Here is a 14215-nt window from a genome sequence, read left to right as displayed (position 1 = left end):
CCCCGCCCTGGCGGGGTTTTGCATATCTGAGAGGCGGATCCCTTTCCAATCTCTCCGGCCTCATCTCCCGTGCCTGATCGCACAAAAGGCGGCACTGCCCCGTCTTGTACCGGACATACCCCAAAGGCATCCGCAGTCAGCCAGAGATGGCCCGATCAGCTGTTAAGCGCTGCCCTGCCCCTTTCCCTTGCGCTTTGCATTGGCTAAATCCCCTTTCAGCAAAAGGGGACGCGCGATGGCAATGGAAAAGACCTTCAACGCTCAGGAAGCCGAGGCCCGGATCATGGATCTGTGGATCGACCAGAAGGTCGGCCGCGCCGGGGCCAATGCCAAACCCGGAAAGCCCGCCTTTTCCGTCGTCATCCCGCCGCCGAATGTCACCGGCAGCCTGCATATGGGCCATGCCTTCAACAATACCTTGCAGGACGTGCTGGTGCGCTGGCACCGGATGCGCGGCTTTGACACGCTCTGGCAGCCCGGCACCGACCATGCCGGGATCGCGACCCAGATGGTGGTGGAGCGGGAACTGGCAAAGACAAACCGCCGCCGTTCAGATTTTTCGCGCCCGGAATTCCTCGGCCTCGTCTGGGAACAGAAGAAGAAGTCGCGCGGCAACATCATTGGCCAGCTGATGCGCCTTGGCGCCACCTGCGACTGGGACCGCGAGGCCTTTACCATGTCCGGCGCGCCCGGTGCACCCGAGGGCGAGGATGGCAATTTTCATGATGCCGTGATCAAGGTCTTTGTCGATCTTTACAACAAGGGCCTGATCTATCGTGGCAAACGCCTTGTGAACTGGGATCCCCATTTCGAAACCGCGATCTCTGATCTCGAAGTCGAGCAGACCGAGGTCGACGGCCATATGTGGCATTTCAAGTACCCGCTCGCCGGCGGCGAGACCTATCTTTACGAGGAGAAGGACGAAGACGGGAACGTCACCTTCTCGGAAACCCGCGACTATATCTCGATTGCGACCACCCGGCCCGAGACGATGCTCGGCGATGGCGCGGTGGCGGTGCATCCCTCGGACAGCCGCTATGCACCCATCGTCGGCAAGCTTTGCGAGATACCGGTCGGCCCGCGCGCGCTTCGCCGTCTGATCCCGATCATCACCGATATGTATCCCGACCCCACATTCGGATCGGGCGCGGTAAAGATCACCGGCGCGCATGATTTCAACGATTACGGCGTCGCACAGCGCAATGGCATCCCGCTATACCGGCTGATGGATACCCGCGCACGGATGCGCGAGGACGGGTTGCCTTATGAGGAAAGCTGCGCGAATGCCAAAGCGATCCTTGATGGCGCGAATTATACCGAGGCCGATGTCGACCGCATCAACCTGGTGCCCGACCATCTGCGCGGTCTCGACCGCTACGAGGCCCGCAAACTGGTGGTGGCCGAGATCAATGATGAAGGCCTCGCCGTCACCAAGCTGGTGAAGTCGATCGACAAAGAGACCAATGCCGAGCATCTGGAACGGGTGCCGGTGGTCGAGAACAAAAAGATCATGCAGCCCTTCGGTGACCGCTCGAAAGTGGTGATCGAGCCGATGCTGACAGATCAGTGGTTCGTCGAGACCTCGAAAATCGTCGGCCCGGCGCTGGATGCGGTTCGCAATGGCGAGACCACGATCCTGCCCGAGCGCGATGCGAAAGTGTATTTCCACTGGCTGGAAAATATCGAACCCTGGTGCATTTCGCGTCAGCTCTGGTGGGGGCATCAGATCCCGGTCTGGTATGGTCTCGACCTGCGCCCGGCGGGGTTCAAAGACGATCAGGGCGATAATGCGCTGGATGAGGTGGAACTGTTCCGCTTCCTCTTTGACGGCGGGTTCAATGCCCAGGATCCGGTCTATTTCTGCGCCCCTTCGATTGAAGAGGTGACGGGCCAGTTCCTGGACGCACTGGCGCCGCTGCCGATGCCACTGAACCATGCCCGCATCATCGAGGTCGAAAACCGCGAGGCCGCCGAGGCCGCTTTGTCGGCGGCGCTGGCAGAATATAACCTGACCCAGGACCCGACAAAGCTGGTCTATCCGGTCTGGCGCGATGCCGATGTGCTGGACACCTGGTTCTCCTCGGGGCTCTGGCCGATCGGCACGCTGGGCTGGCCGGAACAGACCCCGGAACTCGCGCGCTATTTCCCGACCAGCGTTCTGGTGACCGGCTTTGACATCATCTTCTTCTGGGTCGCCCGGATGATGATGATGCAACTGGCCGTGGTCGACCAGGTGCCATTCAAAACCGTTTATGTTCATGCCCTTGTCCGCGACGAGAAGGGCAAGAAGATGTCGAAATCGCTGGGCAATGTCCTCGACCCGCTGGATCTTATCGCAGATTACGGCGCAGATGCCGTGCGGTTCACGCTGGCAGCCATGGCTGCGATGGGGCGCGATCTGAAACTGTCGAAAGACCGCATCGCGGGCTATCGCAATTTCGGTACCAAGCTCTGGAATGCCTGCCGCTTCGCCGAGATGAACGGTGTCTGGGAAGGTCATGCGACCAAGGCAGAGCCGCCGGTGGCAACCGCCACCGCGAATAAATGGATCATCGGCGAGACCGCGAAAGCCCTCGCCGAAGTCGATCTGGCGCTGGCCGAATTCCGTTTCGACCAGGCCGCAGATGCGCTTTACAAATTCGTCTGGGGCAAGGTCTGCGACTGGTATGTCGAATTCGCCAAGCCGCTGTTTGACGGAGAGGCCGCAGACGAGACGCGGGCCACCATGGCCTGGGTGCTTGACCAGTGCATGATCCTCTTGCATCCGTTCACGCCCTTCATCACCGAAGAGCTCTGGGCGACCACCGGCACGCGTGAAAAGCTGCTCGTCCACACCGACTGGCCGGAATATGGCCCCGCCCTGATCGACCAGGCAGCGGATACCGAGATGTCGTTTGTCACCGGGCTGATCGATGAGATCCGTTCGGCCCGCGCGCAATGCCATGTGCCGGCCGGGCTGAAAATCGACATCGTCGCGACCGAACTTGCCGGTGCGGCGCGTGAAGCCTGGAGCCGCAATGAGGCGCTGATCCGCCGCATGGCACGGATCGAGGGCTTCAGCGAGGGATCTGCGCCGAAAGGCTCGATCCTGGTGGCTGCGGGCGGTGCCGGTTTCGCGATCCCGCTGGAAGGGCTGATCGACATTGCCGAGGAAAAAGCGCGGCTGACGAAGACTCTGGAGAAGCTCGGGAAAGAGATCGGCGGGTTGAAGGGCCGGCTCGACAACCCGAAATTCGCAGCCTCCGCGCCGGAAGATGTGGTGGATGAGGCCCGCGCCAATCTGGAAGCACGCGAGGATGAGCGTGCCAAGGTCGAGACCGCGCTGAAGCGGTTGTCCGAACTGGCCTGACCTCAGTTGTTTCTGCTAAGCGCGCGCCTGAAAACAGGCGCGCGCTTTACATTTGGTGCAAGCCATTGGTGCCGCGCAGGGCAACATGATGGTCGAAGGAGCGGAGCAGCCGTGCGTCGGGCAAAGCGGGGAAATCTGCCCCCTGCCGCTGCGCCCCCATGCGCCAGACCGCCAGAAAGCGCAGCCCGACAGTGCCGCCCGGCGGGCGATGCGCCTTACCGGAACAGGCGGTCAAGGCGATCCGCCACTTCGTCCCCCCGAGCGCCGGTTTTTCCCGCCCCAGAGGACCAGATCCTGTCGCGGGCAGAAAATCTCGCGTCGATCTTCGCCCCCCGACTCCAGAGCGCGATTGCACCGGTCCGGGACAGCAGAAGCTGGTCGATCAGCGGGCAATCGGGTGGTGGGTGTTCCGCCCGCGCGTTGAGGATCACGAGGTCATAGCTGGCACAGGCCGCCGCAAGCTGTGAAAGCCCGGCCTTCCCGCTCAGGGCTACACCCTTCCGGCCTGCGAAGCCGAAGGCTTTTGCCGTGACCGGACCGGTGAAGCCCGGGCGCAGCGCGGCGGTCTTTTGCGATGCGAGATCCCCGTCGCCTTCCAACCAGTTGCCTGCCGAAAAGCCCCCGCCTGTGGCCGCAGACAGCGCCCTGCCCTCTGGCACCATCACGCCCACCAGCCGCCCGTCAGCGGAGATCAGCAGCCCCGGCCGATCTGCAAGGGGCCAGAGCGCGATCCCCGCCACGATCAGCCCGATACCGGCAAGCCGTGCCCTTCCCGGCCAGGCGATCAGCCAGAGCCCGCCCCAGCTGATCACCGGCAGCGCCAGCCAATGCGGCGCCGGGATCGCCGTCACCGAGCCTTCCAGCCCGGCAACCCAGGCGGCAACCCAGAGGATCCATTCCGAGGCCTTGCCCATGACCCAGAGCGGCAGAGCCTCAAGCCCGACCGGCGCCAGCAGGAAGGCCAGAACCCCCATCGGCATGATGGCGACCCCCATGACCGGCGCGGTCAGGATATTGGCCATGAGCCCGTAATCGGCAAACCGGTTGAAATGCGCCGCCGCATAGGGCGCGGTGGCGAAACCACCGATCACCGAGCTCATGATCACTGTGATCAGTACAATCTGCCAGTGCGCCAGGCGGCCCCGTTGCAGCCAGCGATCCATCGCCTGAAACCCGGCGATCAGCGAGACGGTCGCCGCCATCGACATCTGGAAACCGGGCGCGAGCAGACTTTCGGGTCTCAGCGCCAGAATGACCGCGCCGGCAATCGCGGCACTGCGGATCGTCATCGCCCGGCGATTCATCAAAATCGCCAGAAGCATCACCAGCGTCATGACAAAGGCACGCTCGGTCGCGACATTGGCGCCGGAGAGCTGCAGATAGAACCAGGCGACAAAGATCGAGACCAGGGCCGCGAGCTTCTTCGCGTTCACCCGCAGCGCGAGCCAGGGAAAACACGCGATCCCCCCCCGCATCAGCGCAAAAACAAAAGCCGTCAGGCAAACGAGGTTCATCCCCGAAATCGCAAGGATATGCGCCAGCGAGGAATCGCGCAGATCCTCGACCGTCTTCTGGCTGATGCCCGAGCGGTCGCCGGTCATCGCGCCTGCGGCAAAGGCCCCTGCCTCGCCCGGAATATGGGCACGGATACCACTGGAAAACCAGGCCCTGAGCCGGCCGATCCATTCCTCTCCGTCGCGCGGCGGCTCCAGCAGCAGGACCGGGGTCTGGCTGTAACCGACCGCGCCGAGGCCCTGGAAAAACGCCATGCGGCGGAAGTCAAAGCCCCCGGGCTCTGCCGCATCCTGAGGGGCCGAGAGATGCCCGGTCAGGATCACCGTTTCGCCGGCGGCGGGACTATGGCCATAGGCGTTTCCGTGCAGCGCAACCCGCACGCGATGCGGCACGCGCGCGGGATCGGTGCGCTCCAGCACAACCTGGTCCAGTGTGATCCTGACCGCATCCGAGGCGGAAGTGTCGATCTCGACCACACGCCCCCCGATCGGGCCATAATAGCGGAAATCAAGCATCGGGGCCGCGATCATATGCGCGCGCAGCCCCGCTGCCAGCAGGCCCAGCGACAGCGCGACTACGGCGCCTCCGATGCTGCGAAAGGGAAAAGGCGCAATCCGGGCCGCGACTGCCGCCAGAACGGCGAGGGCGACAAGCGTGCCATAGACCAGCGCGCCCGGCTCGGTTTCCAGCGCGAACCACAGCCCGATGCCGCTGCCAAAAAGGATCACCGCCAGCGGCAGAAGATGCCCGCGCGCGTCTTCGAGCGCGATCAGCGGCGCGATCAGTGCCCCGTTCAGCGCCCGGATCAGCGCCCGGATCAGCCTGCGGCAGAATCTGACGAGGTGACGCCAGACCTGCCGTGACAACGCAGCCGGATGATCCGCCCCCCCGGACACCGCCTCATTTGCGCCTGTGGCGGTAATGCTGTCAGCCACCTTGCCCTTCCCCCTCGACCGCGCATAAATGCAGCGCAACTGCGCCTGCCTTTGCCGCAGTCACCGATCTTCCTCCGGGCAAGCAGTCAACCGCTCCCCGACCCGCCAGAAATGTCCGCCAGATAACAGCCAGCCATCGCGGCGATCTTCCTCCGCCATGGTTTCCGAAAGGTTAACACCCGCCATGTCCACCTCCGCCGCCCCCGTCGTCACCCGTTTCGCGCCTTCGCCAACCGGCTATCTCCATATCGGTGGCGCGCGCACGGCGCTGTTCAACTGGCTTTATGCGCGCGGGCGGCGCGGCAAATTTCTCCTCAGGATCGAAGATACTGACCGCGAGCGCTCGACCCCCGAGGCAACGGCGGCGATCCTGCAGGGGCTGACCTGGCTCGGCCTTGACTGGGATGGCGATGTGGTCAGCCAGTTCGAACAGAAGGACCGCCATGCCGAGGTCGCACGCGAGATGCTGGCGCGCGGCACCGCCTATAAGTGCTTTTCGACACCTGAAGAAATCGCCGCCTTCAAAGAGGCCGAAAAGGCGCGTGGCGTGAGCTATCCGGTGTTCGTCTCGCCCTGGCGCGATGCCGATCCGGCCAGTTTCCCCGATGCGCCCTATGCCATCCGCATGAAGGCACCGCGCGAAGGCGAGACCGTGATCCGCGATCAGGTCCAGGGCGATGTGGTGATCAGAAATGACACGCTCGACGACATGATCGTGTTACGCTCGGACGCTACGCCGACCTATATGCTGGCGGTGGTGGTGGATGATCATGATATGGGCGTGACCCATGTGATCCGGGGGGATGACCACCTCGTCAATGCCGCACGTCAGCAGATGGTTTACGATGCGATGGGCTGGGATGTGCCGGTCTGGTCGCATATCCCCCTGATCCACGGGCCGGATGGCAAAAAGCTCTCGAAACGCCATGGCGCGACCGGGCTCGAGGAATATCAGGCCATGGGCTACCCGGCCTCTGGTATGCGCAATTACCTGACCCGGCTGGGCTGGGCGAATGGCGATATGGAGATTTTCACCAGCCAGGAGGCGATGGAGGTTTTCGATCTGAAAGGTATCGGAAAAGCCCCGGCACGGCTGGATTTTAAGAAACTGGAAAACACCTGCGGCCATCATATCGCGATGGAGGAGGATGCCGCACTGCTGCATGAAATTGAGGCATATCTGGCGGCTGCCGGGAAGCCTGCATTGACGCAGACCCAGTCTGAGCTGCTGCACAAAGCGATGTACTGCGTGAAGGACCGCGCGAAGACTTTCCCGGAACTTATTGAAAAGGCGCATTTTGTGATGATATCGCGCCCGATCACTCCCGATGAGAAAGCCGCGGCCAGCCTTGATGCGGTATCCCGTGGTATACTGAATTCATTGACGCCGCAGCTGCAAAATGCTAGCTGGACGAAGGAAGCGCTTGAGACCATGCTCAATGCGGTGTCGGCCGAAAACGGCATCGGATTCGGCAAACTTGCTGCACCGCTGCGGGCTGCACTGGCGGGGCGGGCCGCGACGCCTTCGGTCTTTGACATGATGCTGGTCATCGGTCGCGACGAAACTATCGCCAGGCTCTCGGACGCCGCAGTCTGATCTGCGACGGCCCCCGGGGCCAGGTGTACGCTCCGCGAGGAGCAGCGAAGAAGCCACGAAACCGCCGCGCTTACGCGGGCGGTTTGCCACACGGGGAACCTGGGAAAATGTCTGACAGAAAAGCGACACTGACGCTCGACGGCAAGGAGTTCGACCTGCCGGTTATGAAACCGGTACTTGGCCCCGACGTGCTGGATATCCGCAAGCTCTATGGGCAGGCTGATGTCTTTACCTATGACCCCGGCTTCACCTCGACCGCATCCTGCGAAAGCGCGATCACCTATATCGACGGCGATCTGGGCGAGCTTCTGTATCGCGGCTATCCGATCGAACAGCTGGCCGAGAAATCCAGCCATCTCGAGACCTGTTTCCTGCTGATGTATGGTGAGCTGCCGACCGCAGCGCAGCTGGCCGACTTCAACACCCGCGTGACCCGTCATACGATGGTGCACGAGCAGATGATGAATTTTTTCCGTGGCTTCCGCCGCGATGCTCATCCGATGGCGACCATGGTGGGCGTGGTCGGCGCGATGTCGGCCTTCTATCATGACAGCCTCGACATCACCGATGAATGGCACCGCGAGGTCGCCTCGATCCGGATGATCGCGAAACTGCCGACCATTGCGGCCATGGCCTATAAATATTCGGTCGGCCAGCCCTTCGTCTATCCGAAGAATTCGCTCAGCTATGCCGGCAATTTCCTGCATATGTGCTTCTCGGTTCCGGCCGAGGATTATGTCGTCAATCCGGTCCTCGAAAAGGCCATGGACCGCATCATGATGCTCCATGCCGATCACGAGCAGAACGCCTCGACCTCGACCGTGCGTCTGGCGGGCTCTTCGGGCGCCAACCCCTTTGCCTGTATCGCGGCCGGCATCGCCTGCCTTTGGGGGCCGGCCCATGGCGGCGCAAACCAGGCCTGCCTCGAAATGCTCAAGGAAATCGGCACCGTTGACCGGATCCCGGAATTCATCGCCAAGGCGAAAGACAAGAATTCCGGCTTCCGCCTGATGGGCTTTGGCCACCGGGTCTATAAGAATTTCGACCCGCGCGCCAAAGTGATGAAGGAATCGGCGGACGAGGTGCTGGAGCTTCTGGGGGTCCATAACAACCCGCTCTTGCAGGTCGCGAAAGAGCTGGAGCGCATCGCGCTGGAAGACGAGTATTTCGTCTCGAAGAAACTCTATCCGAATGTCGATTTCTATTCCGGCATCATCCTCGAAGCGATGGGTTTCCCGACCTCGATGTTCACCCCGATCTTCGCGATCTCGCGCACGGTCGGCTGGATCTCGCAATGGAAAGAGATGATTTCTGACCCGACCGGCAAGATCGGTCGCCCGCGCCAGCTCTATGTCGGCCCGCAGAAACGCGACTATACCGACCTGCGCTCGCGCTGAACGGATCAATATGTTGGGAAAGGCGGCTCCTGCGCGGGCCGCCTTTTGCATTGGCCGATGTAGACAGAAGGGGGGCCAGCCCCCCTCGGCTCTGCCGAGCCTCTCCCCCCGGGATATTTAAGGACAGATGACATGGCCCTGGTCTTTGGCTTTTCATCTGTCCTTAAATATCCCCGCCGGAGGCATCCCGCCAAAGGCGGGACAGGCCCTTGCCGGTCAGGGGATTTGGCGTCAGGTAAGAGGGGTGCTGCAAGAAGGCCAAATCCGTGTCGCAAAGACTGATCCTGATTGATCTCGCCCGCAGCCTTGCGCTTTTGTGCATGGTTATATTTCATTTCACCTGGGATCTGGGCATGTTTGGCCTGATCCCGCCCGGCACCGCCTTTACCGGCTTTTTCTGGTATTTCGCGCGTCTCACCGCCGGCAGTTTTATCTTCCTTGCCGGTATCGGATTTTACATTTCGCATGCATCCGCGATCCGTTGGCCCGCTTTTTTCCGCCGTCTCGTAAAGATCGTCGCAGCGGCGGCTCTGGTCTCGGTCGCGAGTTATGTCGCGATGCCGGAGGCCTGGATCTTTTACGGCATCCTGCATTCCATTGCGGTCTCCTCAATCCTCGGGCTCTTTTTCCTGCGCCTGCCTGCGGTTGTCCTGCTTGCAATCGCGGCCCTGGTCTTTGCCCTGCCCTGGTATTGGTCGCATCCGGCATCCGGCGGGGTGCTGGTCTGGACCGGGCTCTCAGGTCAGGTGCCCGTCACGGCCGATTTCGAGCCGTTCTTTCCCTGGTTCGCACCCTTCCTCGCCGGTATGGCTATGGCGCGGATGTTCGGGGATCTGAATCTGTGGCAGCGACTGTCCCTGCCGCCCTCGCGCATCCTGAACCGGCTGGCCTGGCCTGGCCGCCATTCGCTCGCGATCTATCTGATCCATCAGCCTTTGCTGATCGGAGCGCTGGCTTCACTGGTCTGGCTGATCTCAGTCGTCAGCTGATCCCCCGCCCCTTGCCGCGCCAGATGCCAGCGCAGCCGTTCCGTCTCCGGCACGCTTTCATGCAGCCGCTCGCTGGGATCGCGCCCGATCACACGTCGCCTGCGATAGAGAAAGGCTGCGCCAAGACCGCGCCAGGTGCCGACCATCGGCGCGGCGGGGTCACAGGGAAACCGCCTGCGCCAGCCCTCTGGCAGTTCCAGCCCCGCCTGGGCCGCGCGGTCCAGCATCCAGACCAGCGGGATATTTGACAAAGGCCGCGCTGCGGCAAAATTCCCCAGATGGCCCCCGATATCGCCATGTGCGCCGCGAAACCAGACCTGTTCGATATGGGTGCCACCGCCCGGATGGCCCTGCCAGAGCACCGGATCAAAAACCACGCGGGTCTCGTCCAGCGCCAGGGCCTGGAGCGCGAAATCCAGGTCCGCCACCGGATGCGGATCGTGGAAGGCATAGCGCCCCTCGGTCAGCATCCACAGAAGCGGAAAGCGCAGGCCGAGCGCCTTAACCGTCTCCCAGACCCCGATCAACCGGATCGGCGCCCGTGCATGGCAGGAGGCGTGGCGGAAGGCCTTCAGACCATCGTCATTGCCGCGCCGCTGATACCAGCGCCAGGCGAGGTGCAGATTGCGCTCGGTCGCCGCCTCATGACGCAAAAGCCCCACTTTCGCGATCACCCCGGCCAGGCTGCGCACTGCAAATGCGCCGCGCGAATAGCCGAAGAGGAAGATGCGGTCTCCCTCGCGGTAATGGCTGGCGAGATGACCATAGGCGCGCAGAATCTGTTCCTCGATCCCCCGCCCTTCGATGAGATCCATGATGCGCTTCCAGCCACGCCAGGGAATGCCCTCGTCATAGTAAAGCGACCGCCCCGCCTGCGCCTTGCCGGTCGAGAGGAGCAGAAAGACCCTGCCGGCATTGGTGCGTTCGCCCTGGCGCAGGGAGGCCATGGTGCCGTCAAGGATCACCACATGATCCACCCGGCGGCGCGCAAAGCCCGGGACTGCGGGGCTCGCAGGCTCCACCTCGGCGCGCGGGCGCGGCCGGAAAAAGCGCGTGAAGAGAGCGCGCAGTCCTATGATACTGTCCTTTCCGGGCAATCCCTTGCGGGTGGCCCTGCCGGGCCTCTGTCCATGGAAAGACTAGCCCCGCCACAGGTTTTGTCCAGCGGCGGGGCGTGCAGAAGATATGGAAATCACGTCAGATTGTCCGCGCAGGCTCAGATCGCAAGGGACAGGACGGTCGCCATCTGCAATTCGCCAAAACCGTTGAAACGGCTGTTCGTGACGACCGAATAGGACCCCATGCCATGCAGCACGACGAAATCGCCTTCCTCGGCATCAACCGGGAAAGCCATCTCACCCGGCAGACGGTCAACCGAATCACAGGTCGGGCCAAAGGTGATGCGCGGGCTCGGATCGCCTGTCCGCAGCACACCCTCCGGCGAAATCACCTGAAGCCGGTCGATCATACCGATCTGCGGCATCTCATTCAGCGATCCATAAACCCCGTCATTGAGGAAGACATGGGCATCGTCGCGGATCGCCTTGATGCGGGCGACCAGGGTGAAAGCATCACCGCAAAGCGCGCGCCCCGGCTCACAGACAAGCGCCGGACGGCCCTCGCCGAACGCCTCATCGGCGGTGCGGCCGATGGCGGCGAAAATCGCGTCATAGTCCGGCATCACCGCCGAAAGGCGATGATTCGGGAAGCCACCGCCGACATTGAGGCGCGCGATCTTCACACCGGCCTCGGAGGCGATCTCAGCCGCCTTGCGGATATAGGTCGCCCAGGCTTCCGGATCGGTGCATTGGGTGCCCGGGTGGAAGGTCAGCGAGGGGATATAACCGGCCCCGGCCACGGTTTTCAGCAGATCTACCGCCAGCTCGGCCGTCGCGCCGAATTTCGCACCGAAATTATAGGCCGCGCCGCCAACCGGCAGCTTGAAACGGACCGAGATCTCGCAGCCCTTCGCCGGCACCAGCGCGATCAGCTTGACCAGTTCAGAGCGCGAATCAACGCTGTAGCTTTTGACGTTTTTCGCAACGGCATGCGCGATCTCGGCGCGCGAGCGAACCGGGTTGTGGTAATGGATCGCCGCATCCGGCACGAGATCGCGGATCAGGTCGATCTCGAAGGGCGAAGCACAGTCAAATCCGCGGATCCCGGCGGCCGCCAGGTTCTCGACCATCTCTTCGCCCGGGTTCGATTTCACCGCATAGGTGACCAGCCCGGGGAAGCCCCGGAGAAAGCGCCGCGCCGCGGCCTGGGCCACGCTGGGCGCGAAAAAAAGGACCGGATTTTCAGGCTGATGCAGCCTGATGAATTCGGTCGGATTGTTGAAGATCGTCCGTGAAAGTCCCATCGGCGTTTCCCTTTCAGCCAACAAGACGCTTCGCCCTTCCCCTGCATTCCGGGTCGGGCACCTGCGTGGTTTAAAGAAACCAGGCCAGGTGCGTATGAGCCGCCCTTTTCCTGCCAGAAGGATGCTGCATATGTGTGACAATCTCACCGAACAAAACTATAGAAATGACTGAAATCATCGTTATTATGACGATACGGGGAGACAAACTGCATGGATGATCTCGACAGAAGTCTGATCGGCCTTCTCAGCGCCGATGCGCGGATCTCGGTGGCGACGCTGGCGCGGCGCCTCAAGGTCGCAAGATCCACGATCCAGGCAAGGCTTGAGCGGCTGGAAAACACTGGAATCATAGCGGGTTACACGCTGAAACTGGGGGAAGCGGCACGTGAAGGCCGGCTGCGGGCTTCGGTGCTGGTAACGATCGAACCGCGCGGTCAGGCCGCGATTCTGACCCGGCTGAAATCGATCCATGAGGTCGAGAAGGTCTATACGACCTCAGGGCGGTTCGATCTTTTGCTGCAGATCTCCTGCCCCAATACGCAGATCCTCGATCAGGTGCTGGATCAGATCGGCGCGATGACCGGGGTGAAAAGCTCGGAAAGCCTGATCCACCTCTCGACCCGCATCGACCGGGCGGTGTAAGGCGGGCGCTGAACCTGGGGGCCTGTCATGCTGTCATATCAACACGCTTTTCACGCCGGAAACCTGGCCGATGTGCAAAAACACGCGCTCCTGGCCTGGGTGCTGGATTACATGGTGCAAAAGGACAAGCCGGTTTCCTATATTGAGACCCATGCCGGGCGCGGCCTCTACCGGCTTTCCGGCCCCGAGGCGCTGAAGACCGGTGAGGCGGCTCAGGGGATCGGGCGACTTGCGGATGCCTTCCCGGAACGCCACCCCTATCCCGAGCGGCTGGAGGAAACCCGCGCGATGTTCGGCGCCGATGCCTATCCGGGCTCGCCCCTGATCGCGGCGCTTGGGCTGCGCGAGACTGACAAGCTGCATCTGGCAGAGCTGCATCCCCAGGAAAATGCGGCGCTGAAAGAGGTACTTGGCTCCTGGGGCGCACATATCCGCAAGGAAGACGGCTTTGATTTCGCGCTGTCCCTGACGCCGCCGACACCGCGGCGCGGGCTGATGCTGGTCGATCCTCCCTATGAGGTGAAATCCGATTACGACCATATCCCGAAGTTCTTCGCGCAGGTCTCGCGGAAATGGAATGTGGGGGTATTGATGCTCTGGTATCCGATCCTGCGAGATGCGCCGCATGTGCCGATGCTCAGGACACTGGCGGCACAGTTCCCCGAGGCTCTGCGCCACGAGCTGCGTTTCCCCCCCGCCCGCGAAGGCCATCGGATGATCGGCACCGGCATGTTCATCGTAAACCCGCCTTTTGGCATCGAAACCGAGACCGCATGCCTGACCCGTATCTTCGCCGATCCGGGCTGAAGGCGCAGAGGGGGCCAGCCCCCTCGCGGCAAAGCCGCTCACCCCCGGGATATTTAGAGACAGATGAAGGAGCTTTTCATCTGTCCCTTAAATATCCCCGCCGGAGGCTCCCGCAGTTGTCAGAATCGCGAGGTTGCGGCGCTGGCGCGGGCCTTATCTTCGCGCTACTCTTGTGGGCATGATTCAGAACCTTCTGCGCCATTTGCTGGCCCCCGCCCCCGAGCCCCTGAAAGATACCGATGCGAGGCTGGCGCTGGCGGCGCTTCTGGTGCGGCTGGCCCGCAGTGACGGGCTTTATGCCATTGAAGAGGTGGAGCGCATCGACCGGATCCTGATGACACGCTACGAGCTGGACGCTTTCGCTGCAGCCGCGCTCAGGACCGAGGCCGAGGCGGTGGAGGCCGAGGCGCCGGACACTGTCCGGTTTACACGCGCGCTGAAGGCCGCCACCTCGCCCGAAGAACGGGGCGAGCTGATGCAGGCGCTCTGGTCGGTGGCCCTGGCCGATGGCAGCCGTGATGCGGATGAGGACCGGCTTTTGCGCATGGTCTCAAGCCTGTTCGGCCTTTCCGATGTCGAAAGCGCCGAAGCGCGGCAGCGGGCGGCGCGCAGCCTGTGATTG

The 14215-nt window shown here is 62.5% G+C and carries 11 protein-coding genes; 7 read left to right on the top strand and 4 right to left on the bottom strand.

The genetic code is table 11. From position 1 onward, the window contains the following. Positions 1-235: 235 nt before the first annotated feature. The gene (locus BLW25_RS06145) at positions 236-3349 is read left to right on the top strand and encodes a valine--tRNA ligase (RefSeq protein ID WP_092897342.1); all 3114 of its coding nucleotides are present in this window, start codon (positions 236-238) and stop codon (positions 3347-3349) included. Between the two features lie 46 nt (positions 3350-3395). Here BLW25_RS06145 and BLW25_RS06140 read toward each other — a convergent pair whose 3' ends face one another. Both BLW25_RS06140 and BLW25_RS06135 read right to left on the bottom strand, forming a co-directional pair. Then, entirely contained in the window at positions 3396-3584 is a 189-nt protein-coding gene (locus tag BLW25_RS06140; RefSeq protein ID WP_092897340.1) for a hypothetical protein, read from the bottom strand. After that, entirely contained in the window at positions 3565-5799 is a 2235-nt protein-coding gene (locus BLW25_RS06135; RefSeq protein WP_253188235.1) for a ComEC/Rec2 family competence protein, read from the bottom strand. The genes BLW25_RS06140 and BLW25_RS06135 overlap by 20 nt, the downstream gene beginning before the upstream one ends. Before the next feature lie 184 nt (positions 5800-5983). On the opposite strand from BLW25_RS06135, the gene gltX reads away from it, so the two are divergent. From gltX to BLW25_RS06120, 3 genes are all read left to right on the top strand, one after another. Further along, positions 5984-7396 carry a glutamate--tRNA ligase gene (gltX, locus tag BLW25_RS06130; protein WP_092897338.1) on the top strand — a complete coding sequence of 471 codons (1413 nt, stop codon included), beginning with the start codon at positions 5984-5986 and terminating at the stop codon, positions 7394-7396. A 107-nt stretch (positions 7397-7503) separates the two neighbouring features. Then, complete coding sequence (locus BLW25_RS06125) at positions 7504-8793, top strand: citrate synthase (RefSeq protein ID WP_092897336.1); 1290 nt, start codon at positions 7504-7506, stop codon at positions 8791-8793. 266 nt (positions 8794-9059) lie between these two features. Then, a complete protein-coding gene (locus tag BLW25_RS06120; RefSeq protein WP_092897334.1) occupies positions 9060-9782 on the top strand; it encodes an acetyltransferase domain-containing protein in 723 nt (240 codons plus the stop codon). Here BLW25_RS06120 and BLW25_RS06115 read toward each other — a convergent pair. Together BLW25_RS06115 and BLW25_RS06110 are read right to left on the bottom strand one after the other, a co-directional pair. Then, on the bottom strand, positions 9722-10747 hold the full coding sequence (locus tag BLW25_RS06115) for a DUF2235 domain-containing protein (RefSeq protein ID WP_143040451.1): 1026 nt from the start codon (positions 10745-10747) through the stop codon (positions 9722-9724). The genes BLW25_RS06120 and BLW25_RS06115 overlap by 61 nt on opposite strands. Before the next feature lie 251 nt (positions 10748-10998). Further along, on the bottom strand, positions 10999-12144 hold the full coding sequence (locus BLW25_RS06110) for a type III PLP-dependent enzyme (protein WP_092897330.1): 1146 nt from the start codon (positions 12142-12144) through the stop codon (positions 10999-11001). A gap of 210 nt (positions 12145-12354) precedes the next feature. Between BLW25_RS06110 and BLW25_RS06105 the strand changes: the two genes are divergently transcribed. The 3 genes from BLW25_RS06105 (at position 12355) to BLW25_RS06095 (ending at position 14212) form a co-directional block, all read left to right on the top strand. Next, the gene (locus tag BLW25_RS06105) at positions 12355-12786 is read left to right on the top strand and encodes an Lrp/AsnC family transcriptional regulator (protein ID WP_092897328.1); all 432 of its coding nucleotides are present in this window, start codon (positions 12355-12357) and stop codon (positions 12784-12786) included. A 27-nt stretch (positions 12787-12813) separates the two neighbouring features. Further along, positions 12814-13593 (top strand): 23S rRNA (adenine(2030)-N(6))-methyltransferase RlmJ, encoded by a 780-nt coding sequence (locus tag BLW25_RS06100; protein ID WP_092897326.1) that lies wholly within the window; start codon positions 12814-12816, stop codon positions 13591-13593. A gap of 178 nt (positions 13594-13771) precedes the next feature. Beyond that, entirely contained in the window at positions 13772-14212 is a 441-nt protein-coding gene (locus BLW25_RS06095; protein ID WP_092901610.1) for a tellurite resistance TerB family protein, read from the top strand. Positions 14213-14215: the final 3 nt, after the last annotated feature.

It is taken from the genome of Rhodobacter sp. 24-YEA-8, assembly GCF_900105075.1.
In the GTDB taxonomy this organism is placed as follows: domain Bacteria; phylum Pseudomonadota; class Alphaproteobacteria; order Rhodobacterales; family Rhodobacteraceae; genus Pseudogemmobacter.
Note: the sequence above shows the minus strand (reverse complement) of the source record. Positions and strands in the feature narration are given on the sequence as shown.